At 69.1% G+C, this 25068-nt stretch carries 21 protein-coding genes and 4 pseudogenes; 10 read left to right on the forward strand and 15 right to left on the reverse strand.

Going from position 1 to position 25068, the window contains the following annotated elements:
* Positions 1-53 precede the first annotated feature (53 nt).
* Positions 54-368 carry a hypothetical protein gene (locus tag IF00_RS0113630; RefSeq protein WP_245234518.1) on the reverse strand — a complete coding sequence of 105 codons (315 nt, stop codon included), beginning with the start codon at positions 366-368 and terminating at the stop codon, positions 54-56.
* A gap of 292 nt (positions 369-660) precedes the next feature.
* Here IF00_RS0113630 and IF00_RS0113635 point away from each other — a divergent pair, with 292 nt between their 5' ends.
* Positions 661-1461, forward strand: a complete 801-nt coding sequence (locus tag IF00_RS0113635; RefSeq protein ID WP_030317785.1) for a maleylpyruvate isomerase family mycothiol-dependent enzyme — start codon at positions 661-663, stop codon at positions 1459-1461.
* Between the two features lie 470 nt (positions 1462-1931).
* Positions 1932-2186, forward strand: coding sequence for a transposase (locus IF00_RS46915; RefSeq protein ID WP_245234526.1), 255 nt, complete (start codon positions 1932-1934; stop codon positions 2184-2186).
* On the opposite strand, the gene IF00_RS48015 is transcribed toward IF00_RS46915, so the two are convergent.
* From IF00_RS48015 to IF00_RS0113650, 3 genes are read right to left on the reverse strand one after another with little or no spacing between them, the layout of a single operon-like run.
* Positions 2071-2649: a hypothetical protein gene (locus IF00_RS48015; protein WP_388310027.1), complete on the reverse strand. Its 579-nt coding sequence runs from the start codon at positions 2647-2649 to the stop codon at positions 2071-2073. The two genes, IF00_RS46915 and IF00_RS48015, sit on opposite strands and share 116 nt — an antisense overlap.
* A 10-nt stretch (positions 2650-2659) precedes the next feature.
* Positions 2660-3670: an IS481 family transposase gene (locus IF00_RS0113645; protein ID WP_030317787.1), complete on the reverse strand. Its 1011-nt coding sequence runs from the start codon at positions 3668-3670 to the stop codon at positions 2660-2662.
* Complete coding sequence (locus tag IF00_RS0113650) at positions 3667-4845, reverse strand: Cmx/CmrA family chloramphenicol efflux MFS transporter (protein ID WP_030317788.1); 1179 nt, start codon at positions 4843-4845, stop codon at positions 3667-3669. The genes IF00_RS0113645 and IF00_RS0113650 overlap by 4 nt, the downstream gene beginning before the upstream one ends.
* 581 nt (positions 4846-5426) lie before the next feature.
* On the opposite strand from IF00_RS0113650, the gene IF00_RS0113655 reads away from it, so the two are divergent.
* Positions 5427-6593: an aromatic ring-hydroxylating oxygenase subunit alpha gene (locus tag IF00_RS0113655; protein ID WP_078944677.1), complete on the forward strand. Its 1167-nt coding sequence runs from the start codon at positions 5427-5429 to the stop codon at positions 6591-6593.
* Between the two features lie 59 nt (positions 6594-6652).
* On the opposite strand, the pseudogene IF00_RS46425 reads toward IF00_RS0113655, so the two are convergent.
* The 7 genes and pseudogenes from IF00_RS46425 to IF00_RS43700 form a co-directional block, all read right to left on the reverse strand.
* Positions 6653-6859: pseudogene (locus IF00_RS46425) on the reverse strand (transposase); the annotation flags it as partial.
* A 467-nt stretch (positions 6860-7326) separates the two neighbouring features.
* The gene (locus IF00_RS0113660) at positions 7327-8124 is read right to left on the reverse strand and encodes a hypothetical protein (RefSeq protein WP_030317792.1); all 798 of its coding nucleotides are present in this window, start codon (positions 8122-8124) and stop codon (positions 7327-7329) included.
* A 966-nt stretch (positions 8125-9090) separates the two neighbouring features.
* Complete coding sequence (locus tag IF00_RS0113665) at positions 9091-10221, reverse strand: hypothetical protein (protein ID WP_209439757.1); 1131 nt, start codon at positions 10219-10221, stop codon at positions 9091-9093.
* Between the two features lie 319 nt (positions 10222-10540).
* Positions 10541-11149: pseudogene (locus IF00_RS43695) on the reverse strand (IS5 family transposase); the annotation flags it as partial.
* Between the two features lie 116 nt (positions 11150-11265).
* Positions 11266-12162, reverse strand: coding sequence for a sucrase ferredoxin (locus tag IF00_RS0113675; RefSeq protein ID WP_030317797.1), 897 nt, complete (start codon positions 12160-12162; stop codon positions 11266-11268).
* A 10-nt stretch (positions 12163-12172) separates the two neighbouring features.
* Positions 12173-13378 carry a cupin domain-containing protein gene (locus IF00_RS0113680; protein WP_051820225.1) on the reverse strand — a complete coding sequence of 402 codons (1206 nt, stop codon included), beginning with the start codon at positions 13376-13378 and terminating at the stop codon, positions 12173-12175.
* Positions 13375-13677, reverse strand: coding sequence for a BatC protein (locus tag IF00_RS43700; RefSeq protein ID WP_078944671.1), 303 nt, complete (start codon positions 13675-13677; stop codon positions 13375-13377). The genes IF00_RS0113680 and IF00_RS43700 overlap by 4 nt, the downstream gene beginning before the upstream one ends.
* 863 nt (positions 13678-14540) lie before the next feature.
* Between IF00_RS43700 and IF00_RS0113690 the strand changes: the two genes are divergently transcribed.
* From IF00_RS0113690 to IF00_RS46930, 5 genes and pseudogenes are all read left to right on the forward strand, one after another.
* Positions 14541-15209, forward strand: coding sequence for a hypothetical protein (locus tag IF00_RS0113690; protein ID WP_030317801.1), 669 nt, complete (start codon positions 14541-14543; stop codon positions 15207-15209).
* Between the two features lie 277 nt (positions 15210-15486).
* Positions 15487-15759 carry a DUF3253 domain-containing protein gene (locus IF00_RS0113695; RefSeq protein ID WP_030317803.1) on the forward strand — a complete coding sequence of 91 codons (273 nt, stop codon included), beginning with the start codon at positions 15487-15489 and terminating at the stop codon, positions 15757-15759.
* A 52-nt stretch (positions 15760-15811) separates the two neighbouring features.
* Complete coding sequence (locus IF00_RS0113700; protein WP_245234519.1) at positions 15812-16612, forward strand: transposase; 801 nt, start codon at positions 15812-15814, stop codon at positions 16610-16612.
* A 199-nt stretch (positions 16613-16811) separates the two neighbouring features.
* Positions 16812-18458, forward strand: a complete 1647-nt coding sequence (locus IF00_RS0113705) for an immunity 49 family protein (RefSeq protein ID WP_425338319.1) — start codon at positions 16812-16814, stop codon at positions 18456-18458.
* A gap of 50 nt (positions 18459-18508) precedes the next feature.
* Positions 18509-19093, forward strand: a pseudogene (locus tag IF00_RS46930) (transposase); the annotation flags it as partial.
* A 25-nt stretch (positions 19094-19118) separates the two neighbouring features.
* Here IF00_RS46930 and IF00_RS0113715 read toward each other — a convergent pair.
* Positions 19119-19424, reverse strand: a complete 306-nt coding sequence (locus IF00_RS0113715) for a DUF7677 family protein (RefSeq protein WP_030317815.1) — start codon at positions 19422-19424, stop codon at positions 19119-19121.
* 241 nt (positions 19425-19665) lie between these two features.
* On the opposite strand from IF00_RS0113715, the gene IF00_RS0113720 reads away from it, so the two are divergent.
* Positions 19666-20400 carry an SOS response-associated peptidase gene (locus IF00_RS0113720; RefSeq protein WP_030317816.1) on the forward strand — a complete coding sequence of 245 codons (735 nt, stop codon included), beginning with the start codon at positions 19666-19668 and terminating at the stop codon, positions 20398-20400.
* 520 nt (positions 20401-20920) lie between these two features.
* Positions 20921-21315: pseudogene (locus tag IF00_RS41215) on the forward strand (acetylxylan esterase); the annotation flags it as partial.
* Between the two features lie 277 nt (positions 21316-21592).
* On the opposite strand, the gene IF00_RS0113730 reads toward IF00_RS41215, so the two are convergent.
* From IF00_RS0113730 to IF00_RS0113740, 3 genes are all read right to left on the reverse strand, one after another.
* Positions 21593-22429: an alpha/beta fold hydrolase gene (locus IF00_RS0113730; RefSeq protein ID WP_030317820.1), complete on the reverse strand. Its 837-nt coding sequence runs from the start codon at positions 22427-22429 to the stop codon at positions 21593-21595.
* Positions 22426-23019: a TetR/AcrR family transcriptional regulator gene (locus IF00_RS0113735; RefSeq protein ID WP_030317822.1), complete on the reverse strand. Its 594-nt coding sequence runs from the start codon at positions 23017-23019 to the stop codon at positions 22426-22428. Before IF00_RS0113735 ends, IF00_RS0113730 begins: the two co-directional genes overlap by 4 nt.
* A 246-nt stretch (positions 23020-23265) precedes the next feature.
* Positions 23266-24384 (reverse strand): hypothetical protein, encoded by a 1119-nt coding sequence (locus tag IF00_RS0113740; protein WP_158710461.1) that lies wholly within the window; start codon positions 24382-24384, stop codon positions 23266-23268.
* Positions 24385-25068 lie beyond the last annotated feature (684 nt).

A 25068-nucleotide genomic window follows, 5' to 3' on the forward strand; every position in this document is an offset into this window, starting at 1 on the left:
GTCGGAGCCGTCAGTAGGGCGGCAAAGTCCGTTCGTGCCCTTGGGGGCTGAGCTCAGGTGAGGTCGAAGGTGATGTTCACCGAAGGGTGCCCGTTCGGCACCTCCATGAGCGTGAGGGTTCCATCCTCTGTTTCGAAGACTCTCACCAAGATCCCGCTGTTGTCCTCGACGGGACACACAACGGAGAAGTGGGGGTCCATCTCCATCAGGAAGTCCCAGCCCTCCCGCTGGGTCGTGTCGAGGAGATTGGCATGCCGACCGGTTGCCTGCCACGTGCCGACTTCATCGGCAGTGACGGTGATGTCGATGCCGTACTTCTCAAGGCAGATCTCGCGATTGGCCCACCATTCGAGGCTGGCCTGACCCACGCATCGATCCATGAGCACACTATGCACGGCGCCCAGGCCGGACGGTCAAGTTTGTGTGGCTGCCGGCCGTCGTAGGGCGGCCCGTGAGACAGAGCTGCATGGGCAGGCCGGACAGGCCCCCCCAGGGCACCCACAGGCACGACGCCTGGCGTATCGCCACCATCAGCGTCCTCGCAGCAGTGCGCAGTTCGTCCCCCGGGTGGTGGGAGGCGAGGACGTCCGCGATGGTCAACCGGCGGCGACTGTGAAAATCGCTGTCCGATCACCGGAGCACGGTGATAGACACAGCGGCGTGGAAAAGAATCTTGACTTCCCCGACATGTTGCGACTGATCGATGAGCGGTCGACCGCCTTCCGCGCCGTGGTCGCCGCCGCGCCCGGTCTCGACGCACAGGTGCCGACCTGCCCTGGGTGGACGCTGTTCGATCTGGTGAAGCACCTGGGTGGGGGAGACCGTTTCTGGGCCGCCATCGTCGGCGCGGGGTCCGCCGACGCGCCCCCGGCCGAGGCCGTCGCCGCGCGCGCCGCGCTGGAAGTGCCGCGGGAGCGTGAGGCCCTGCTGGCCTGGCTGGACGCGTCGACGCAGCTTCTGCTGGGCGCCTTGCGCGCGGCGGGAGCGGAGAGCGGTTGCTGGACGTGGTGGCCCGCGTCGCAGTCACCGCAGACCGCCGGCGGCACCGCCCGGCACCGGGTCCAGGAGACGGCGGTCCACACCTACGACGCCCAGCTCGCCGGGGGCGCCCCGCAGCCGCTGCCGGTCGAGCTGGCACTCGACGGAGTGGAGGAGTTCCTGTTCACGGTCTGCGCAACGCCGAGTGCCTGGCCGCACAAGCCGACGGCCTTCGACTTCCACGCCGCCGAGGGCCGCTCCTGGCGCCTCACCGTCGACGGCGACGGCGCACGCATCACCCGTATCCCCGCGCCCACCGCCGCGACCGGCGAGGACTCGGACGCAGCCGGCGCCTCCGTCCACGGCACGGCCAGTGAGCTGGTCCTCTACCTGTACGACCGGATCCAGGCCGAGTCCTTGCACGTGGACGGAGACGCAGGGCTTCTCGACCTGCTCCGCGCCTGGGAGCCGGAGGAGAAGTAGGACCTGGCGTGGGCGGTTGGCCGCGCCTCGAGCGGTAAGACACGACGCTTCGCGAGGTTCGTCAGTCGCGGCACCGGGCCCGCACCCGCGAGGCGGCCGGGGCGTCACCAAGCCGGCCCTCGACCTGGAGGGCAGTGCGCATTCGGCCGTCCCGGCGATCACGAGACGTGACGCGACTGCCGTCGTCCCGGTCTCGTCGAGAAGCCAGTCGGCCGGGTGACTGCGGCGGCCGCCGTGCATGAGAGCAGGGCCTCTTGGTAGCTCGAAGGGTGCCGAAGGCAACGTGTGCTCCAGGAGGCCCTGTTGTCGCATTTGCACGGCAACGCGGGAGTGGGGTTCACTTCGGCCACTCTCGCGTGTGATTGGCTGGCTCACAGGTTCGGGAACACCCGAGGCCACGGGGTGCGCGAGCGTCGGTATCCCACCGACATGTCGGACGCGAGTGGGCGGTGGTCCGGCCGCTGCTGCCGGTGCCGGGCTGGCTGCGGGGCCGGGGCGGGCAACCGGAGGCCTATTGCCACCGCGTGATGCTGAACGCGATCCGCTACCTGGTCGACAACGGCCCGAAGCGGCGGGCCACGCCTGCCGACTTCCCCTGTGGGACCGGGTCTACGCGTCCTTCCGGCGCTGGCGCAACCAAGATCTGGTCCGCGAGTTCCACGACCGGCTCCGCCGCCTGGTCCGCGAGCGGGCCGGGCGGGACTCGGAGCCGGGCGCGGGCGTGATCGACTCGCAGTCGGTCAAGCGGACGCGGTCGTCGGCTCTGACAGCCGCGGCTTCGACGACGGCAAGCTGATCAACGGCCGCAAGCGGCACGTCGTCGACACCCTTGGCCTGCTGCTCGCGGTGATGGTCACCGCAGCAGATGTGGGCGCTGAGGGCCTGCAGGATGCGCTGGTAGTCCACCGACAGCGCCGACGAGGCCAGCCCCGCGCGCCACTCCGGCGCCACGGTTTTCCACTCCCGCTCAGCCACGGCCAGCTCCGCCTGGAGGCGGTCGGCCTCCTCCCGCAGATCGCGACACGACGGCGAGTGGTGAGCCCACTGTTCCAGCAGCCCCACGACCGACGGCACCCTCGACCTCCACCAAGCCACGACACGACACCACACCACTGCCACGTGACCGTCGACCCTATGCCTGACCAGCGGGAACGCAGTCCTCAAGCCCCTAAAGACAGCAACCTCCAAGAGACATGCCCTAGCTGCTGCTGGCCATGACGTTGGTGACGCTCGTGTGGAGGCGTGAGGCTGGAGGACGGTTTCCGGCGGCGGTGTGAGGCCGGTGGTAGTTGTAGTGGACGTTCCAGACCGCGATCGCCCGAGCTCGTTCTGCTTCAGAAGTCCACTGCCTGGCGTAGAGGAGTTCTTCGGCGAGGATGCGCTGGTAGCGCTCGACCTTGCCGTTGTGCCGGGGCGTGTAGGGCTTGGTCCGCTGGTGGCGGGAGGCCCACGAGATCAGGGAGCGTACGAAGACCGTGGCGCGGTAGTTGGCGCCGTTGTCGGTGACCACGCGCACGACCCGGTGGATACCGTGGGCGGCGAAGAACGCGCGGGCGCGGCTGAGGAACCCCACGGTGGTGGCGGCCTTCTCGTCGGGAAGGGGCTCGGTGTAGGCCAAGCGGGAGAATCCGTCGACGGCAGAGTGCAGGTAGACGTACCCGCCCTTGGCGCCAGCGGTCTTCGCGCGCTGTGCGGCCCTGGCCTGCTCGGAGCCGCGTCCGTGGGCCCGCCACCCGCCGCCGTCGGGGATCCGTCCGACCTTCTTGACGTCCAGGTGGACCATGTGGCCCGGATACCGGGCCACGATCCGTTTCGACGGGCGCCTGTTGGCCGAGCCGTCGGGGTCGAGGAACCGGCGGTGGTTGATGCCCAGGCGGGCCAGCCACGGGCCTACGGTGCGCTCGCTGATCCGCACGCCTTGGTTCGCGAGTTCGAGGGTGATCCGGCGGGCGGACCACTTGTTGTCCCGCCGCAACCGCTCGATCCGTTCGACGACATCGGGTGGGGTCTGGGTCGGTGAGGATCGCGGGACGCTTGGGCGGTCCTGCAGCCCGAGTTCCCCGTACTGGTCGTACCGGTTCTTCCATTTGGACAGGCAGGCGCGGGAGACGCCGGCCTCGGCGGCGACGTGCGCGATCGGACGGGTGCGGCAGCGCTCCACGAGCCTTCGGCGTCCCTCGATGTTCAAGGGGGCGTTCGCATGTGTCACTGGAGCACCTCGGTGCTCCGGCCGGCGGTGATGGCGGTGAGGAGGGGGAACGCGATGAGCAGCGCGACCGCGACGAGGAGTCCACTCGCCCAGAGCGGACCGAGGTCCCCGGCTTCGGTGCTGAGGGTGGCCGCAGCGATGACGGGGCCGACGGCGGCGCCCACGTTGAGCGCCGCGGTCGCATACGAGCCGGCCATGGTGGGGGCTCCCGCGGCCTCGTAGAGGACTCGGGTAATCAGTGTGCTGCCCAGCGCGAACGACAGTGCGCCCTGCACGAAGACGAGGATGAACAGGGCGACCGGCTCGTTGGCCAGCATTGCCAGGGCCGGCCAGCCGATGAGCAGCAGTGGGCCGCCGACTGCGATGACTGGACCGGGACGCCGGTCGGACAGTCGGCCGGCGACGGTGACGCCCACGAAGGAACCGGCGCCGAAGAGCACCAGAGCGACAGAGATCCACAACTCGCCCAGCCCGGCGCTGTCGGTCACCACGGGGGCGAGGAAGGTGAGGCTTCCGAAGGTTGCCGAGTTCACCAGCGCACCGAGCAGCATCACCAGGATCAACCGCGGCCGTGTGAGCTGGCCGAGCTCCGCTCGCAACGCCGGCCTGCCAGTCGCCCTATCCTCATCACGTCCTGCTGGAATTCCCTTCAGGATGCTGAGAGCTGCAGGCAGGCAGAGAGCGGCGACAGCCCAGAATGTGGCCCGCCAGCCGAGCACCGCGCCGAGCACCGAGCCGCCAGGGACACCGGCGATCGTGGCCACCGTCGTGCCTGACAGCAGCACGGCCAGCGCACGTCCCTTCTTGTCGGGTGAGACAAGCGTGGCGGCAGCTGTCAGAGCGACGGCAAGGAACCCTGCGTTCGCGAGCGCGGCGACGACCCGGGTGGCGAACAGGACCGGGAAGCTGGGGGTGATGGCGCCCACGGCATGAGCTGCCGCGAAAGTGAGGATGAACCCGAGAAGGCTGGAGCGCCTGGGCCAGTTGCGGGCAAGCGCAGCCACGAAGGGGGCACCGACGATCATGCCGACCGCGAAGGCCGAGGTGAGCGTTCCGGCTGTCCCGACCGTGACATCGAGGTCTGAGGCGATGTCCGGCAAGAGGCCAGCGAGCATGAATTCCGAGGTGCCCATGGCGAAGACCGCCATGGCAAGCAGGTACAGCGGGAGAGGCATCGAGTGGCTCCGAGGTGAGGAGAAGCACGAGAAGGTCATCTCGTCACCGCGGCCAGCCCCAAGGGCACCCTCGCCCGGCCGCAGAATGCGGCGCGACGACGGGGCTACGAGCTCAGTGGTTCAGGGGGCTGACGGCGTGACCGAAAGCCCCCACCTTGTCTGACTCAGGACTCGACATGGCCGGCACGCTACCCGACCGATGCCCGTCGAAGCATCTTGGTTTCCTGACATCGGCCTGTGTCACCAACGTCATGTCCCGCAACACCAGCCGTTGCCTCCCGCGGCACCTCGGACGCGCATCAGCGGACCGCGCGCACCTTGCGGCCGGGTCGTCGCTGTCTGCGACGAGGCCGACAGCGTGCGACCGCGTTGCGCTGCCCGTACTTCTCGGCGCAGCAAGGACAAGGTGCTGACCCTGCTGGCGCCCCTCATCGACCTCTGGCAGAAGCCCTCCGGAGAGCGGCCTCCCGGCTGCGCCCCGGAGGGCTTGCCCCGCTCGAAGAATCGCGCGCTCGCGCAGACCATGTTGGGCTTGTCTCGGTGTGTTCATGAGGTGCATGTCCTGAGCGAGAGGGATGTGGATGGCCGAGGAGGCGCACGTAGAAGGCGTGCAAGGCGGGTACGGACCGGAATCCGGCGATCGCGGGACACCCGAGGTCGATCTGCGCCGCGTCGGGATCGACCCCGACTTCTGGTACCCCGTCGCCCGGTCCGCCGCTCTGCGCAGGAACAAGGTCCGCGCGGTTGCCTTCGCAGGGCGGCGTATGGCGCTCTACCGGGGCGCCGGCGGGACCGTGTACGCCCTGGAGGACCGCTGCGCCCACCGCCAGGTGCCCCTGAGCCTCGGGGTGGTCGACGGCGAGGCCCTCCGCTGCTGCTACCACGCCTGGGCCTACCGAGGGAACGGGCACATCTCGCAGATCCCCTATCTCCCCAAGGGCACCGCACGACCGCCCCGAGGGGTGCGCTCCTACCCCGTCCGTGAGCGCTACGGGCTCGTCTTCGTCTTCCCCGGCGACCCCGCCCGGGCGGAGCACACCCCGCTGCCCTTGCTCCCCGAGGCGGACTCGAGCCGGCACCGGACCATGATGTTCTCCCGCACGGTGCGCTGCCACTACTCGTTCCTGCACGAGAACCTGCTCGACATGAACCACCAGTTCCTCCACAGAGGCGTTCTGGGCCGGATCCAGCCGAAGCTGCTCGGATACGACACGGGACCGCGTTCCGTGGAGGCCAGGTACCTGTTCGTTCCCTCCGGTGGGAGGAAGGACCGGGGCGCGGGGCTGCTGTCCGCCGAAGGCATGGGCGGCGCTTCGACACCCGACGTCGTCACCATCCGCACCGAGTACCCGTACCAGACCCTCCAGACGGTCCCCGAGTCGTCGGAGAGTGCGGCGTTCTGCCTCTGGGTGGCCTACGTGCCGGAGGACATCGAGCAGCGCGTCAGCCGTGTCTTCGGGCTGCTCATGATCGCGAAGCCTCCGATCCCCGGTGCCCTTCACCTGGCCTGGCCTCTGATCCGGCGCTTCACCGAGCGTGTGTTCGCGCAGGACAGGATGGCCGTGGAGGCCGAGCAACGCGCCTGGGACGAGCAGGGAGCGGACTGGAACCAGGAAGTGTTCCCGCTCATCCTCGACGTCAGGCAGGTGTTGCGCGCGAACGGTGCCCCGATCACCCATTCGGCTGCCTCCTCGGGCTGCCCGGAAGCGGACCTGTGCGCCGACGGCCGCCGGAGCACGCCCCGGTGAAGCGGGCCACCGCCCCCGTGCTGCGGCTGACACCTTCGTTCACCCGGAGGTGGGCCCGGGGCCTCGGCCTGGACGGCCCGCAGGATTCTCTCCCACGTGCCGTCCGACGACCCCCTTCGATGACGGTCGTGAACCGCCTTCCAGCTACCGGAGCAGGAGGACAGGTCCCGGCAGGGGAGGCCGACCGCCGCCGGAACAGAACTCCGTCGATCACACGACGGTGGCATTGCCGGCGGCGTCTACCCCCGCCCCCGATTCGCCGGCAAGTGCGGCTCGAGCCGAGCTCACTCTTCATCCGCGAGATCTCCCCGCCCCATGTCTCACGGAACGCGTTCTCAGCCGTCGCGTCACACGGCCCATCGGACAACCCCTCATCCTCGCGGCCCACACCCAACTGCGACTGGGCTCAGCCACTGGCAGCAGACCGGTGCCGCCCATGGGAGAGGACCGTCTCCTCAGCCAGGCTGACCCCGGCACGTGTCAGCCGCGACTTCCGGCACAGCCGCCCCGAGCTCGTCTGCCTGGCCGAGGCACCGAAACCACCCTCCCCGGACCCGGTCGACGCACCGACGGAAGAGGACCCGGCTCACCGCACGCCACGCGTCGCGGCCAGGCCGGAGACCCGCCGGCTCCCCTCAACTGTCAAACCCCACGCATACAGGGCTGGATCGATTGCCACCGAACCTGGACCGGTTTCCTGGGCGGGCGCGGCCGTGGCCGTGGCCGGGAGGCTTCATTCGTTCATGCGAAAGGTCATGAACCAGTGGGTGTCGAAGTAGTGGGCCATCGTGAAGGGATGGTCCCTCTCCAGGAGGATGCGGCAGACGAACTCTGCGGTCGAACATTCGAAGGGAACGTTCTCGTCGTCGAATGTCCGCACGGTGACGGGCCAGTGGTCAGGGTCTCCGTCGTCGATCTGCCAGCCGTACAGATTCTGGTGCTCGGTGCCTGCCCAGACGAGCAGGCCGTCATCCTTCCAGTCGGTCCATGGCTCCTGGTTCAGACGGAGGTATGCGTCGAAGGCGCCCTCCCCGAACGTCTCCACCATGCGCTTGTAGTCGCGCGGAAGGCGCGTGCCCATGCGAGCCTCGATCTGCGCCCAGTCGACGTCCGGTCGCCGGGGCGGCAGGGTCCAGCTGGTGATGCCGGTGAGCTGCTCGACCCAGTCTTCGTCCTGACTGGCGATCCCCGCGGGCAGCAGGTGTACCTGCCGCGGGGTGAGCGCCAGCACCGGCACGATGTCGCCCTGCGCATCCAGTGCGGTCCCCGCGCCGAGCCAATGCCCTGCATGGGCCCAGGCCACTACCGTCTCGGCACGGCCGTCGAGGAGGCCGAGGAGACCAGCGCCATGAACCTCGCCTACGCCCGGGGCGGTGATGCCGTCCAGGACCAGGGTCCGTGGTTCCCCGTGCCGGGAAGCCAGGTTCTCGACCAGCGCGTGGGGGTCGATGTCCTGCGAGAGATACAGAACCCCGCTCGGCCGGGGGATCCGGTCCAGCATGTTGTTGAGCATCGAATGAGTGAACTCCATGGAGGACAGGAAAGCGCACACCACTGACAAGAACCCGAGATCCGGCTTCGTTGACGATCAGTGCGTTCACCGTCTGAGGTCGGTTACCGCGCGACGCCATTCGGGCAGGGCCGGTTCCGCCCGCGACCCCAATCCCCGCAGGTGGGGCTACCTGGTGAGGGCGACATCGCGCAGGCGGGCGATGTCGTGCATCGCCTCCCGGCACCCGGGTAGCGGCCATCAGGGGTGGTCATCGAGTTGCCGACGGCGGCCTGCGCGACGGACCAGCGCCCGACAGACGTTGCGATTGCCGAGCAACGGTCGACCGGCCACCAGGACCCGGGGTGTCGGCGTCGATGACCACCTGATTGGTGGTGGTGGAGGAGCGAGGGTTCAACGACTGCTCGGCCACCTTGTGACCACAGGATGGGCACCGGGTCCCGCTCACGGTCTCCGGCCGATCACTTACAGGACTGCCCTTGGGGCCATTTCTCCTGAGTCGGACCGTTGTTCTGCGCCTCCGGCGAGGAGGTCGACAGTTGGCACACCGGAGAGCTCTGCGGTTCGCAGAGGCCAACATCCCAGCCGATAGCCAAATTTGACGGCCCATAGGCATGCACGCACGAGATTGTGGACCCCGGCCGATCTTGTCCGCGGCGCGGCGCGGCGGGGCCCGGCGTCCCGGCAGGTGGGAAGGCGGCGGTGTGCCAATCCGCTGGAGGGGGTTGGAGGAGTTCACAGCGCGAGCGGATCGTTCCCAAGGCGCCGTCGCCCAACCGCTCGGGTGACTGGCCGCTGCCGTGGTGGCCGGCGAAGAGACGGAACGGCTGGGCGACCACGTACGGATCGAGCTCGTACAAGGTGGTGTGGAAATGTCAGGCGCTCTAGGGCCTGTTCTGGGTTCAGATCATGGTGTGCTGATTCGCCGCGCGAGGCATTCGTGGCCTTGTAGAAGTCCGGTGTGGCGCGTGGTGATCTGACTGATGGCTAATGGGAGTTGATCGAACCGTCCCTTCCGGTGGGTGAGCGTTGGGCCGGATCCCGGCCTGCGCCGGCAGTTCGCCAGTCGGCCGGGGCCGCTGAGGCCGGTGCGTCTGCGCGGGCCGTCTCGGTGGGTGGGGCCTCCGAGGTCGCCGCGGTGGCGCAGACGGGGCGGGTCCGGGCGGAGTAGGAGCGTGCGGCCGCGAGGAGGGCGAAGCCCAGGCCGCCGAAGGCCATTCCACCGAAAGCTGCCAGCCAGAGAGTCCCGGAGAGGGTGGCGCCGAGATCCGTGTCGAGTTTGGGGGCCGGCAACACTCCGAGGGCGGCGAGCGGAGCGTAGATCACCAGGAGGACCCCGTACACCGACAGACCGAACGCGGTCAGCCAGGCCGGGATCAAGGGCAGCAGACGCGGTACACGGCGCCCGGACAGGATAAGCGTCCAGCGGGGAAACACCTGCCCCCACGGGTACATCAGCCCGGTCAGGAGAAAGAATCCGAGTCCCGCGGCCAGCACAGTGACATCGATGCCTACCTCGGCGAGCGCCTTCGCTACCTCCGACCCGCCGGAGTTCGACTCCTTCCACTTCTCGGCCGTGATGCCGAGCGCGTCACCGCCCAGCGTCCAGATGGTCTTTACGCCGGCCCACGGCAGCATCCCGCACATCAGCAGGTAGGCCAGCCTCCTGGTACGCGGGGAGGCGGTCGAGGCACTGGGATGGACGAGCGGGGCATCATGGCCGCCCGTGTGCTTCTGCCCGCAGCGCGGGCAGGCACCAGCCAGCCGTCGGCGGTACGACAGAGCGACGAGGACGAGGAGAGCAGTGAGGGCCGAACTCAGCAGCACATGGGCCAGGCCGGTGGCGCTCTCCAGCCCTGAACCGGAGGCCAGGGTAACGAAGTAGCCCGGCAGGCCCGTCGCGCCCATCGCCAACACCGGGGTGGCCAGGACGAGCGCACCCCCGATCGCTATCCGGCCAGGCTGGGCCACCCGTCGCCTGGTGGCCCAGCAGGCGACACCGGCGGCAATGGCCAGGCCGGCCAGGATCAGCTGGGCGATCGGCGAGTAGGGGGTGTGCAGGGTGAAGGGCACCGTGGTTCCCGTCACGGCCCAGGTGGCCTCGACGATGGCGTACACCGCGCAACAGGTCACAGCGGCGGCAGGCGCCCACTCAGGCCAACGCCGCGACCAGCCGGTCCAGCCGGGTGTTGGGGCGAGGGGTGCTGTCCCCTCATGTGTCTGTGTCCTTGCGGGGATAGCCACCGTGACCTCCGGCTTCCGTGATCCTGACAATTCATGCTCTGCCGGGTCGGTTTCCGGTCGCGTCAGCACTACGGACCATTCCCCTCCCCCGCGCGGGGGAGGGGCGGCTCGGTGGTCTACATACTGGACAGGTGGCGCGATTCCCCTGGATCACGAGGTGGGTTGGAGGCTGCGGAGCCAGATCACAACCCCCGCGCAGGTGGAGCCCGGCGAGGTAGCTCTCGGGAGACTTGTCGTAGGGGGTGGCGAGCCCGAGCCACGCCTTGATCTTGTTGATGCAGCGTTCCACGCTGTTGCGACCTTTATAGAGCTCGGTGTCGTGCGAGATGGGACGCCCCCCCCCGCGGCCCTTCTTCTTGCGGTTGGCGGCCTGGTCGCTCTTCTCCGGGATGACGGCCCGGATGTTCCGTTTACGCAGGTGGGCACGGTTGGCGCGAGAGGAGTACGCCCTATCGCCGGCGATCGCGTCGGGCCGGGTACGCGGGCGGCCGACGGGGCCGCGGACCTTGATCTTGTTCAGGACGGGGACGAAGCGGGGACTGTCGGCCGCCTGGCCCTCGGTCAGATCGAAGCAGAGCGGGCGGCAGCGCGGGTCAGAGGCGAGATGGACCTTGCTGGAAAGGCCGCCGCGCGAGCGGCCCAGCCGGGCCGCCTTCAGGCGGGCCTGGTGCCTGCGCCGGATCCTCCGACGCTCCTCGCAGTCCGGATCAGGATCACCCTCCATGGCTACGACCTGCAGCTTCTGTTCCTTCCGGCGGCCCCCCTTTGCCTTCCCGGCCGTCTCCTCCAGGGAGGCGACGTCGACGCGACCCTCGACGGGTACGACGGGAGGCGCCGGGTGTTCCGTGGGTACGTGGAACGCAACACGCTCCACGTACCCACGCACAGGGACCTATCCCACGGGGGACAGGAAGACGGTCATCCGACGCGCAGGGACGCGACCTCGTAGTGCACCGCCGAGCCGAGGGACAGGCCGCGGCAGGTCAGTTGGTGCGGCGGTGCTCGGTGGGCGTGGATCTCGACCTCGAAGGCGGACAGCCCGGCGAGGCGGCCGGTGACGCGGATCCGCCACCGGTCGCCGTCCCGGACCGTCTCCTCGATGGCGTAGTCGTGCCGCCCCGACGGGCCCGCGTGGCGGAGCACAGCCGACAGGGCGGCCTGCTGGGGTGGGACGAGGTCGGTGTACCCGCGCAGGTGGTCCGCGTGGATGCGGTCCGCCAGGTGCTCCTCGACCACGGCGACCGCCGAGGGGGCGTCGAGGTTGCCGTAGTACACGCCGTCGGGCGCGACGACCACATTGGCGGCGAACCGGTCCCCTCCCACGTGCGTGCACTCCCACACCAGGTGCTGCCAGCCGTCACTCAGCGCACGCGCCACCGGACGGCCGCGGACGGCGCAACAGGGGTCGTGCAGGCCGTGGGCGCAGACGAGGACGACGGGCGGCAGGCCCCGTTCCCCGGGCGCGTTCAGGGCGTCGACGATCTGCGCCAGATCCCTGTCGTCGTGCCAGGTGCCCCACTCCTGACGGTGGGCTCCGTCCTTCTCGTACCGCAGAACGGCCCACTGCGGCGGTTCGTCCGGCCGGCCGCGACCGTGGCGTCTGACGAGCAGCACGCGGGCGCGTACCGCTCGCGCGGCGGCGTACACCTGCGCCTTGACCTCGGGTTCGAGAGCGAGGCCGTCGAAGCCGTTGGTCGGCCAGCCGGCCCGGTACTCGATGAGGATCCAGACCGAGCCGTACGGCGCCGTGCCCGCGAGCGGGTCGCCGCGCAGGCGGGCGGCATCGGCGCAGAAGAAACGTGCCGGAGTCGTCATTCCGCTCGTCTCATGGCTCGGCAGGCACCAGAACGCCCGCGCGCAGCAGCCGCTCGACGAAGGGCAGACCGAGCTCGCCGGCAAGACGTGTGCCTCCGTCGAGGATCCGGACCACCGACGGCAGGTCCGTCTCCGGGAATTCGAGCCACCCGACGCGGGTGGCGAGGCGCCGGCCCTCCAGGCGTGCTTCCAACGCCTCACGAAGCCGCACCACCGTGCCGGGGCCGAGTCCGTCCAGTGCCCCGAGCTGTGCCAACGGCCCGAGGGGTGCGGGGCGTGCTTGGCCCCGGCGGGTCCGGTGGAACAGGGGAGTGGGGTCGGACTCCGCGATCGCGGCGGCGAGACGTCGGCGCACGACGGCGAGTTCGGCGCCCGGTCCGTCCGCACCGAGGGGGAGGGATCGGCGCATCTCGGGGTCCTCGCGCAGCAGCTCCAGGGCGGACTGCGCGAGTTGCTCGGCCAACGCGTGCCGCGTCCATGTGTGGACGCCGAGCGTCAAATGGATCGACACCGCTCCCTGGGCTTCCGCGGCGTGCAGCCAGCCACGCGGCAGATAGAGGACATCGCCGGGCTCGAGCACGGTGTCGATGTACGCCTCACCCCGGGCGGCGGATGCGACCGCGGCGCGGTGCTCGGTCCAGGGCTCGTCGCGCAGCGGGTCCGGGTGCACGGGCTCATGGAGGATCCACCGCTTCGTACCGGTGATCTGTAGGACGAAGACGTCGTGCACGTCGTAGTGGTCGTCGAAACCGCGGTTCTGCGGCGGCGTGATGTAGGCGTTGGCCTGGACGGGGTGGCCCAGTTCCGTGCCGAGCCGCGTCGCGAATTCCGAGATCGGCTCCCAGGTCCGCTGCAGCGCTTGCAGTACCAGGGTGCTGCCTTCGGCGAAGCTCCGCCACAACGCGGTGTCGTCGAGCTGGTCCGCGACCGACGCGCCGACACCACCCGATGAGGTGAACGACGACTCGGGTGCGGTGGCGCCGTCCTTGGCGACGCGGAGGAACGGCGTGCGCAGACCGCGTCGGGAGATCAGCTCGTCAACCGAGGCCGCCGAGAACAGGTCGGAGAAGTCACCGGCTCCGCGCGTGAGCAGCGGAGTCCGCCCCCAGACGTCCCGAGCGAAGTCCTCGCGGCCGAGGCTGATCAGACGTGTCTCCAGGACACGGCCGTCGATGTCGTCGGCCGTGTCCCGGAGTGGCGTGGGAACGGTGCTCAAAGGCGGCCGCCGGCCTCGTCGGCTCCGCCGTCGGCACCTCCGTCGTGGACGCCGGGTGTGCCGGCCGCGCCACCGTCCGCAGGGCCTTCCGCACCACTGTCGGCTCCGCCGTCCGCGCCGCTGTCGGCACCTCCGTCCGCACCTCCGTCGGCGCCGCTGTCGGCTCCGCCGTCCGCGCCGCTGTCGGCACCCCCGTCAGCTCCGCCGTCCGCACCTCCGTCGTGGACGCCGGGTGTGCCGGCGGCGCCACCGTCCGCCGGACCTTCCTGCTGGTTCGGGTCCTGCTCGGGGTGCGCCATGTCTCCTCCTGGGAACAAGGACGATCGGTGAGGGGCGGTCCCGGTCGGGGCCCCCTATACAAGCTCACCCACGTGGGTAAGAGGGGCAACCGGAGCAGCCGCGTACGTGAACGCAGCGTCCTGATTCCTCCGAACCGCGACACCGACCGTCTGTCTCCGCGCGGCAGGGCGGCCCGCGTGTGTACGAGCCTGTGAGGGGCGGCGCGCACGTTGCGGCAGCGGCCGCAAGCGTCGGTCGCGCCCGGGTACGGCCTGCACTCCGGGCCAGGAGCGAGCGCCGACTGCGTGGGTCGAGGCCGGGGTGGGGGTGGGTTACGGGCGGGCTGTGGCGGGATCCGGGGCGGTGTCGGTCCGTATGTGTGGCGGGGTTTCCGGGGCAGGTGGCCACGGGCCGGACAAGGGAGGGGTAGGGGTGGGGGACGGTTGGGCGCACGGGTTTCTGGGCTCGACCGTTCAGCCCGATCTCGTGTCCGTCCGTGGTGGGGCGGCGTCCGTTCGCGCTGGGGCGGCGCGGCCCGGCATCAGTATGACCAGCGGATACGGGCTGGTGTACTCCGACGGCCCGGGTTCGGCCAGGGATGTCGAGTTCGTCGAGTACAACCGCGCGAAAGGCTTTGAGCTCACTGATCGCCCGCTCGACGGTTGCTGTAGCCCTTGTCGGCGCTGACGCCGTTCGGCTCTGTCGCATCAGCGACTCAACCGAGCAGCGGCCACGAACAGCAGCGCGAGGGGAATGATCCCCCTCCCTTTTCACTCTCTGCCAACCGCCCAGCAAAGACAAGACTGCAATGTCTGAGATCAATCCAGGACACTTTTCCCAGGCGGAGGTCTGCACCGCTTTCCAACGGGAGGACAGGACACTCATGTCAGACGTCTGGGATCCGCACGGCACCTTGCGGCGCACACTGTGGATCGGGGGCGCACAGTGGTCCGGCAAGACCACCGTTGCCGAACTCATCGCCGGGGAGTACGGATTGACGGTGTACCACTACGACTATCACGACGCTCGTGGCCACCAGGATCGCCGGATCGCGCGTCGGGTCGCCCTGGGTGAGCCTGTGGGAGAACCCAGTCCCGACCGTGTCTGGTTGGATCAGGGTCCTGAGGCGATGGCCGCCGAGACGCTGGCCGGCTTCCCGGTCCGCTTCGAGTGGGCGCTGGACGACCTGCGGGGACTGTTCACCGGCCGGCCGGCGATCGCTGAGGGTTGGGGGCTGCGACCGGAGCTGGTCGCGCCGCTGCTCGACTCACTCCGGCGCATGGTCGTCCTCGTTCCCACCGAGGACTTCCGGCAGCACCAAATCCGGACTCTCCCGCGCGCTGGAAGCCTTGCCGTCCCCGTCAGTGACCCGGTCCGCTCCCAGGCGAACCGTATCGCCCGTGACCGGCTGGTCGCCGAGGACGCAGCGCAGAATGCACGCCGCCTCGGCATTCGCGTCATCGAGGTCGACGGGACGCTCGACGCGGGGGCGGTGGCAGCAGAAGTCGCCGGGCATTTCGCCCCGTACCTTCGCGGGGCGAGTGCTGCGTGATCGCTCGGTCCGAGGGGTTTCGCTGTTGATCGCCAGGACACTGCCCGGCCCGGATCCGCCTGATCATCTGCGCCGGCTTCTGTGGTAAGAGGGTCGCGCCTACAAGGACCCCCTGGTCGGATGTGCCCACCTGCACGCGATCCAGTGCCGCGCCATCCGGCGCGTCCGCGGCGCCGACGATCGCATGCGGCGTGCCGCCGTCGGCAGGGCCGTCCGAACCGGCCGGTCAGCAACGACGGTCAGTCGTGGAATCCAGGGAAACGTGGAGACTGGAGAGGTGACTGGAACCGGGAGAGAGACGGTTCGGCGCCTGGAGGAGACGATCCTGAAGCTTCTGGAGCGCCGCGCTCCCGGTGCGTCGATCTGCCCGTCCGACGCTGCACGCGCCGCGTATCAAGGGGACGGCGACGGCTGGCGGGCCCTGATGGAACCTGCCCGCCTCGCGGCCCGCCACCTGGTCGACAAGGGCGAGGTGGAGATCACCCAGCGCGGCGACCCCGTCGCACCAGGCAAGACCCGAGGCCCGATCCGCATCCGACGGGCCGGATGATCCACCCCCATCAGACGGCTGGGAGGCGTGCATCGTCGTCCGCTCCGACAGCGTGCGCACCGCCCAGGCTCCCGCGGTGGACGCCTCACGCCGACCATCAAGTATCGACCGGCTCCTGGCCACCCTCGTCCACCTCCGCCATGGAGCCACTCACGACGTGCTGGCCTGCTGGTTCGGCGTCGACCGCTCCACGATCACTCGCGCCATCGGCGAGGTGCGGCCCTTGCTCGCAGCCCGCGGCTGCACCGTCGCGGCCGGCATCCGGCTCCGCACCCTCGCCGAGGTCATCGGCCACCTCGGCGCCAGCGGGAAGACCGGGATCATCGACGGCACCGAGATCCGGGTCCGGCGTCCGGCCGCCGGCCGCAAGGGCCGGGAGAAGTTCATCTCCGGCAAGAACAAGCAGAACGCGGTCAAAACCATGGTCCTCACCGACGCCAGCGGCAGGCTCCTGTTCTGCAGTCCAGCCCAGCCGGCAAGTTGTGCCGACATCACCCACGCCCGACAGTTAGGCCTGGTCAGACACCTGAGCGATGGCCCGGCCGTGGAGATTCTCGCCGACGCTGGCTACCAGTGCCTGGGCGCCCAGACCGGCGGCCGCGTTGTGACACCACCGCACCGCAAGTTCAAGAAGAACCCACCGGACTGGTACGAGGAGATCTACGAACGCCAGCGCAAGGCACACTCCTCACGCAGGATCCGGGTCGAGCACGGCATCGCACACCTCAAGAACTGGCGGGCACTCGCTCGCCACCATGGGCGACGCGAGCACCTCAGCGACACAGTCCAAGCCATCGCCGGACTGCTTTCACACCAGCAGACCGCCACCCGCGACGCCCGTCAGCCACAGTGACCACGGAGCCGACCTGCACTCTTCGACGCATCACGGCCAACCATGCACGAGCTCGTTAGGCTGTTTCAGAAATCGATCAAGGAGCAGGGCAGTGCGAATAGAGCGTCACCAGGTGGGCGGGGCGGCCGTGTCGGCAGCGCGAGAGGACTTCACGAACCGTATCGGGCGTCTGGTGCACTCCATGTCGAGGGCCGGCCGGATGGCCACCTACGAATGGCAGTCGATCGCCGATGAGTTCCTCGACTACCTCGGCGCTCTCTCCGTCGAGACGCCCGACCTCGACAGCCCGGAGGCCAAGGCCGCCCTCAAGGACGCCTCAGAAGCGGCGGCCGGCGGCGTCGCCTACGCCGCGTACAACCCGCACTGCACGTTCAACGTCTTCCTGGAGTACGTGAACTTCGGCATGAGCTACGACCCGGGTGATGACGCCCCCGAGGAGACGGTCTCTCCGAGGACGTGGATCGACGCGCTGTGCCTGGCGGTGCTCCGGGACAAGGCGAAGTGGTACGGGGAGGAATTCACCTTCGCCCGGCACAAGTTCGCCGAGCAGGCGAAGGGAACACCCGTCGGCGAGCTCGCCACGGGGTTGACGGCCGTGGCCCTGGACGACGCCGGCGACGGGGAGTACCCGCCTAGCCCGCGGGCCAGGCTGGCTGCCATCGACGCTGCTCTGGACCGGATCCGTGCCCACGCCGCAGAGACCGGCAAGCCCCTTCTGAACCGGCCCGACACCCTGGCGCTGCGCACGCTGCGCGCCCTGGCGGCGGAGGACCGGGAGGGGTTCGATGCCGGGCTCGCCGACCTCCTGACCAGGCACGCCGCTCTGCACGGCCCGACGGCCTCTCCGAGCACTCTGCTCCCTCTCGTCCCCATAGCCGTTGCCGCGCTTGCGTACCGGACATTGGGCTGGTCACCGGCCGTCCATACGGACTATCTCCCGCACGCGCTGGTCACCGGCTTCGAGACGCGGGGACCCCGGGTCGCGGGGTGCGGCCGGGACCGGCGGCCGGACGCTGTCGCCGCGCTTGCCGCCGGGCCGCTCGTCGTGGAACGGCCGGCCTGCGAGCGGGATGGGATCGACCGGATCGAGGCCATGTACGAGGAGCACCTCCAGGAGGCGTTCACTCCCACCGACGGCAAGCCCCTTCCTGTCTGGCGTCTGGGCAGCGTCCTGGGCGATCAGAGGCGCCTGTTCCAGTGGCGGGCCGGGAACCCCGGCGACATCACGGATGCCCAGCTCACCACTCTTCGGCTGGCCTCTCAGATCGGAGCGGCCCTGTTCCGTATCGCGCTGGCGGAGCCGGACACCGAGGTCGAGGTGTCCATCGGCGGGCACACCCTGCGCTACGCGGCCGAGCGGGACGAGGAAGCCGGCGCCGGGTACTGGCAGACGGCCGTTGCCTTCGCCCTGATCACCGGCGTGCGCGAGGACCTCGCACCGCTGGTCCTCACCGGCCCCACCTTCGCCCGCCCGGACCGCTCCGCGTCCACCGCGTACCGCGAAGCCCTCCACGCCTACCTGAAGGGGGCAGAGCCCGAGGCGGCCGCGCAGCGGGCACTGCAAGAGGCCGAGAAGGCCAAGGACTGGGGCTTGGCGATGCCGCCGGCCGTGCTGCTGTCGCAGCTCGTGGACGGTGACGAGGAGAGCTTCAACCTCGCTCTGGCCGACGCACTCGAAGCGCACCGCGCCTACTACCAGGTCGCGGACCGCGCCGACGGCCCCGAGGCGTCCGTCAACCTCGACGTCCTCGCCCTGGCCTGCCACGCCCGTCGCCGCGGCTGGGCTGTCCGCGTGGAGTCCCCCTACCTGCCGCAGGACCTCCTGCGGGCTGCTGAACCCTTCTAGGCGGAGCCTTACGAACGCTTCTCCGGCGCCGGAAGCCTTCGAAACCCTTCGGGACGGCTTGGCGGGACGTGCCAGGGCGGTACGGTCCGTGGGCGTCGCTGCCCACCCGCTTCCGCAGGTGGGCGCTGGACGGCATCTTCGAAGGCATGCTGCGAGCTGCCCAGGCTCAGGCCGCCGTGGCTGGGGACATCAGCTGGTTGGTGTCGGTCGACTCCACCATCGTGCGCGCCCACCAGCATGCCGCCGGGGCGCGAAAAGAGGGGGCCCACGACCCCGGCCTTGGACGTTCCCGGGGCGGCCTGACCAGCAAGATCCACCTGTGACGGTGCCGGCCGACCGCTCGCTTTCACGCTGACAAGGGCTACAGCTCCCGGGCCATCCGCACCTGGCTGCGACGACGCAGCATCGGTCACACCACCCCCGAGCGGGCCGACCAGGTCCGAAACCGGCTCCGGCGCGGCAGCCGCGGCGGGCGCCCACCGGCCTTCGACAAGCAGCGCTACAAGCAGCGCAATGTGGTGGGACGCCGCTTCAATCGGCTGAAGCAGTGGCGCGGCATCGCTACTCGCTATGACAAGACCGCCGAGTCCTTCCAGGCAGCCGTCACTCTCGCGTCGCTCTTGATGTGGGCGTGATGTTCCGACGGTGAGCGGCGGGTCATCAAAGATGGAGCTCCGTCTCCCAGTCCTCGAAGGGTGGCTCGACCCGATAGCCCGGGTCGCAGCACGCTCGAATCCACTGCGCGACCCGGTACTGCGCATCCCCGTCGTTCAGCACCATGCCTTCGGCGTCGATGCGCAGCACATTGCTATAGATCGCGAAGACCTGCTCCAAGGAGGAGCCGGAGTGGAAAACGGTCGAGCGATAGTCGAACCCGTCGAGCAGGTCCAGGTCGAGGGTGCCGTTCGCCAAGTAGAAAGCGAAGAGCCGGAGCGAAGCGCGCACGTCGACAGAAAGATGTTCCACCAAGGCATCATGCGCAGCTTCCGCACCATCCTGGCAAGATCTTTTGAAGACGCTGCCTAATGGGGGGCTGAGGTGCCTTCTCGGTGATGAGTTCAGCGGGGAGGGGAGTCGAGCTGCTGCGTCGGCACGGACCGCACACCCGTTCGGACCCTTCTCGATGTCCCGGCAGGTGGCTGTCTGACGCAATCCGCTGCTGTGAGCCCCTTGTCCCGACCGGGGAGTTCCGTGACACAGTGGCTTCATGTGCGGCCGCTACACCTCTACACGTGCCCCTGAAGACCTGACCCAGATCTTCCAGGTCACCGACTGGAACCCTGCTGAGACGCTTGCGCCCAGCTGGAACGTCGCGCCGACCGACGAGGTCTACGCGGTCCTCGACCGTCCCGCGCGGGACGACGGCGAGGAGTGCCGCCGTGAGCTGCGTGCACTGCGGTGGGGTCTGGTGCCGTCGTGGGCGAAGGACCCGAAGGTCGGTTCCCGGATGATCAACGCGCGGGTCGAGACCGTGCACGAGAAACCCGCGTACCGACGCGCTTTCGCCAAGCGTCGGTGCCTGCTGCCGGCCGACGGGTTCTACGAATGGGATCCGGTGAAGGACGAGGCGACGGGCAAGACCCGCAAGCAGCCCTACTTCATCCACCCCGCCGACGGTCAGGTGATGGCCATGGCGGGCCTGTACGAGTATTGGCGGAACCCCGACATCACCAGCGACGACGACCCGGATGCCTGGCTGACGACCTGCACGATCATCACCACCGAGGCCACCGATGAGGCCGGCCGTGTACACCCGCGCATGCCGCTCGCCCTCACCCCCGACCACTACGACACGTGGCTCGACCCCCAACACCACGACACCGACGACCTCCGTGCCCTACTCACCCGCCCTGCGGACGGCCGGCTCAACTCCCGGCTCGTCTCCATGGCGGTGAACAACGTCCGCAACAACGGAGCCCACCTCCTCGACGGCGCCACCTGATCGACTACCCATGCCATGCGGGGAGCCACGAGCCGACCACCCACCCCGCCGCCGAGCCGACGGAACCTGGTGCCGAGAGGTTTCGAGCCCGTGCTGGGGAAGGTTTTTGTGCCTCGCAGCGGGCCGGGCCGGCCGCGCGTCCGCACCAATCGGGTGCGGGCCGACAAAGACGTACGCCTCCCGCACGAACCGCTCCCGCCTGCGCCGCCGCGGGATCCGCTGCACCGGCCGCGACAAGGTCGACCAGGCGCGCAACCACCGGAAGCTCGCCTCCCGCAGCGGCCGGCCACCGCGCTTCGGCCCGGCCGACCACCGCGAGCGTCACGCGGTCGAGTGCGGGATCAACCGGCTCAGGAGGCATCGCGCCGTCGTGACGCGATGTGACAAGCTCGCCGTCCGCTACGAGGCGACCGGCCTCGTCGCGGACATCAAGCGAGTGGCTGTGACCCGCGGCTCTCATGCGGTGGGATCCACGTTCCACGCCGCGGGCAGATTACCGCCGCAGAAGACGCAGACAAAGATCACGCTCGCCGTCGCCGGACTCGTCCCCGGCCTCGCCGGAGCCATGCCCGACGTACCCTTCCTCTGCCACATCCGCCGAGGAGCCGAGATCTCCGCCGAGCCCCCTACACCGAGATCGCCCAGTACCTCGCCCTCCACCGCGACCGTGTCGACCAGGTCTTCTCGACGCTGTCGTACTTCGACGGAGTGCACGTCGCCGCCCGGGCCGACGCCCCCGCTCTCTTCTCGATCGCCTTGATGGACCCGATCTGCCCTCCTTCCACCTGCTTCACGGCCTGCCACCACCACGCCGGGAACAAGTCCGTCGAGGTATACCCCTTCAACAGCCATGAGGGCGGCGGCCACCCGCATCAGCGGTTGCAGCTCGATTTCGTCCGCGAACGCATCGGCTGACCTGCGACATCCCGGGGATGGCATCGGAGGCAAGGCTCGGAGGGGATCTTCCGAGCGGTCGCCGATCGGAAGACGGCCGGGGGAGGGATTCCGATTGATGGCCTTGCCGGGCCGAAGGAGTACGGCCTGCCGGGGCATGCGCCGACAGGCGCGCACGGGGAGGAACACGTCGTGCTTCACGCGGGCGACGGCGTGCTCGACGCGGGATTCGGATGCGGCTCCGCATCGAGAAGGACGTTCCGCCGGCCTTCTCTGACAGCCCCCGACTGCGGAACGCTCAGGCCCGGAGGGCGTTCCGAAGGCTCTCGCCGAACTCGGTGGGGTGCGTGGTCATCCCGGTGTGCCCGCCTGGGAAGTGCAGGAGTTCCGAGCCGAGGTGCTCGGCCAGGAAGGCGGCCGGGCGGTAGGGCAGCTCGCCCCGAGAGTCCTGGCCGCCCGCGAGCACGAGCCGGTCCGACAGGGTTTCCAACCGGTGGACGTCCGGCGTGTAGGACATGAAGCCGGGCACGATGCGGCCGATGAAGTACGGCAGACCGGCCATGGTCTGCTCGGCCCGTGCCGCTGCCTGCGGTGGAAGCTTGATCTCGGCCTGCGGCTCGGTGGTGGCTCCGTCCTTCGTCAGACCCGCAGCGAACGCCGCCATCGCCGGCATGAGCCCCTGGGTGCGGAAGGTCTCCTGCACGCGCGCGATGAGGGCGCGATGTTCGGAGGAGTCCGGCAGGACCTCCACGACGGGCGGCTCGTGTGCCACGAGGCGTTCGACGCGCTCGGGATGGACGGTGAGCAGGTGCAGGGCGGCGATCGCGCCCGAACTGGCGCCGAACACGCGGGCGGGCGTATCGGGCGACAGCAGTTCCAGTATGCGGAACGCGTCGTCGGCGTGCTCGGCCACCCGCTGCTCGGCCTCGGGGTCGTCCAGCGGGCTTCGGGACATGCCGCGCGGGTCGTAGGTCGCGACGGTGTATTCGGCGGCCATGTCGTCGATGATGCCGTCGAAGGAGGCCGCGCCGCCCGTCCCTCCGGGGATCAGCAAGAGGAACGGCCCCTGGCCACGTACCTCGTAGTGCAGGGTCGCGCCGTTCACCCGCAGGCTGCCGATGCTCGGGTCGGTCATGTGGAGTCTCCTTCTCGGGATGGGGGCCAATGCTCCAGAAGGGTGTGCAGGGCGTCGAGGGCACGGATCCAGGACTGCTGAGGCGAACGCGCGTGTGCGAAACCGCCTGTGGCCTCCAAGGCGACGAACCCGTGGAACGTGCTGCGCAGCAACCGGACCGCGTCGGTCAGGTCGGGCTCGGCCAGTCCGTAGCCGCGCAGCATGCCGTAGGTCAGCTCGACCGCACGTCGCGGTCCGAGGGCCTTCGCGGCCAGCTCGGGATCGATCTGGATCGGGGTCTGCGTCGCCGTGTAGCGCCCCGGATTCTCGTGGGCGTACTCCCGCCACGCGTTGGCGAACGCGACCAGGGCGTCCTTGCCTGCCAGCCCGGAGGTTGCCTCCGCGATACGGATGGTCTTCTCGTCCGCAGCCAGCAGCGCGATCCGCCCGCGCAGATCCTCCAGGCTGCGGACGTGCGTGTAGAGGCTCGCATCCTTCACGCCGAGCCGCCGAGCCACCCGCGCCATGGTCACCTGGTCCAGCCCGACCTCGTCGGCCAACTCGGCTCCCGAGATCGTCACTTGCTCCGCCGTCAGTCCTGCCCGCGCCATGGATCCTCCCCTTCCTAGGGGCCCTAGGTATAACCTAGGGTCCCTAGGAAGGGCAAGCTGGCAACCATGGTGAGCACTACGCCGGCCGCGCCGTCGACGAGCGACTGGGGGAGGGCATCGCCATGGCATGCACGTCCGGCGCATTCGGCCGTCGCGGCACTGGTCGAAGGTCAGCCGTTTCATCGGGCAACAGTCGGCACCTTGTTCGTGCAGAGAAGAGGGAGGAAGCGAGCGCGCTATCTGAAACTACGTCGCCTGGAGTGGTTCAGGGCTACGGCCAGTCACGGACATGATGTACGACTGCAGGACCTCCAAGCTTGTGTCAGCGAGGTAGGCCGTCTCGGTGTGGCCGCGATACTTCATCTGGTCGGCGGTCAACGCTTTCGGGACGCCTTGAGCTCGAACCCAAGACTTGATTTGACGCTCGAACGCCCAAGCGTCTCTGGTGAGGTCGAAGTTCCAACGAGCGACCGGCGTCCAGCCTTGAGAGAGGTGCTGGGCCAGCCTCTGCTCGCTGTTGGCGATGCCCCACTTGAGTGCCTGGTGGCCGTCGTGAACGACAATGTAGAGATAGCCGGGTTTGGCGGGGTCGATGCCGCGCTCCGCGCAGCCCGCGCACCCTCCCTGTGAGCCCCGGATGTTGTGCAGTGTCGGGCCAGGGTCCAGGATCCTCTCGCACTTCATGCAGCGGGCTTTCCAAGGAATCTCCGTGCTGCCGGGATAGGGCACGAGCGGATCGAGTGCCTTCTCCAGCATGCTGGCGATGGCTTCCTCGTTGCTGAGGCGCAATGTGTCCGCGATCTTCTCCGAGCGGCATGACCAGCACTGGTGTCCGCGGGAACGGATCTTCGCATAGGTCGGAGTTCCGACGTGTCCGCAGCGCATGCAGCGACACAACCAAGGCTGAAGAGAGCCGGGGTAGTGCACGAGAGGCTCCAGCTCGGCCTTGCTCGCGATCTTCCGCGCGTCCTCGTCGCTGACATCGCGTCCCGCGCAGTTGGTGCAGCCGCCGCGGCCCTTCTGAACATGCGCGAGCTTCTTCGGCTTGATGATTCCGCAGTGGGTACATCTGGCAGACCATGACTTCCCCGCACCCGGGTAGTCCTCCAGCGGATCCCATCCCCACTGGAGCATGACGGCGCAGGCCTCCGCTCCGTCGCGGCTGAGCCTTGCTGCGATCTTGCGTGACCGACAGGTCTTGCTGCAGGCCCCTGTCCCCTTGTTGACAACATCGTTGTAACGTGGCGAACTCGCCTCATTGCACGTCAGGCAGAGACACTTCCAGGGCAGTTGTGTCCCAGGAAAGGGTTCCAGTGGGCGCGCACCCCGTGCAAGCATGGCTTCGACGGCGTCGGCTTCGATCACTCTACGTGCCACTGAATATCCCCCTCGAACAGGACGTTGTGTGAGCGCACCCCCACACTAAAGGAGCTTGAATTCCGCGTTTTGGGGGCCGGTGAGGCGGAGTGGACCACGAGGCGACCACGACTCCCGAGTGCTCCACTGGACGGCGAGTGTCGGATTGCCGCGTCGGCCGTTGCAACTTCAGTCGTGGCACGCGCGGCCATCTGTCAGACGTTGGGATTCTCGTGAAGATCGAGGAACCCCCGCGTTCCTGCCTTGAGGTCAGCTGAGCGATCCTTTCCTCGGTTGCAGCAGGTTGGTGGAGTTCGACGAGGCGTTCCGCACCCAGCGTCTGCCGGGGCGGCCGGTGTCTGCGATCCCCGGTGTGGGGCGGGGCTGGGTAGTGCTGCTGCGGGGCCACGATCCCAGCGGAGGAGCAGGTCGCCCAGGACGAGATCACGCACCCGGCGCTGGCCGGCGGTCCTTGGCCGGTGATCGATGTAAGGGTGCAGCGTGAGGACCGGGACCCGTCGGCGGCCCCGGCCCGCTCCGTACGCTGCGCCGGAGGACGTCCTGCTGCCCTGCGAGCGGCCGGAGTTGGAGGCTGCGCGCAGATCGCCACGGGGCTGCCCCGGGGCCAGGGGGTTCGTGTGCGACCTCGGCGGCGTCGGCCTGGATCGGCGGATGGCGCTGTGCCAGCCTTGA

This window comes from Streptomyces flavochromogenes (genome assembly GCF_000717595.1).
GTDB lineage: Bacteria > Actinomycetota > Actinomycetes > Streptomycetales > Streptomycetaceae > Streptomyces > Streptomyces flavochromogenes.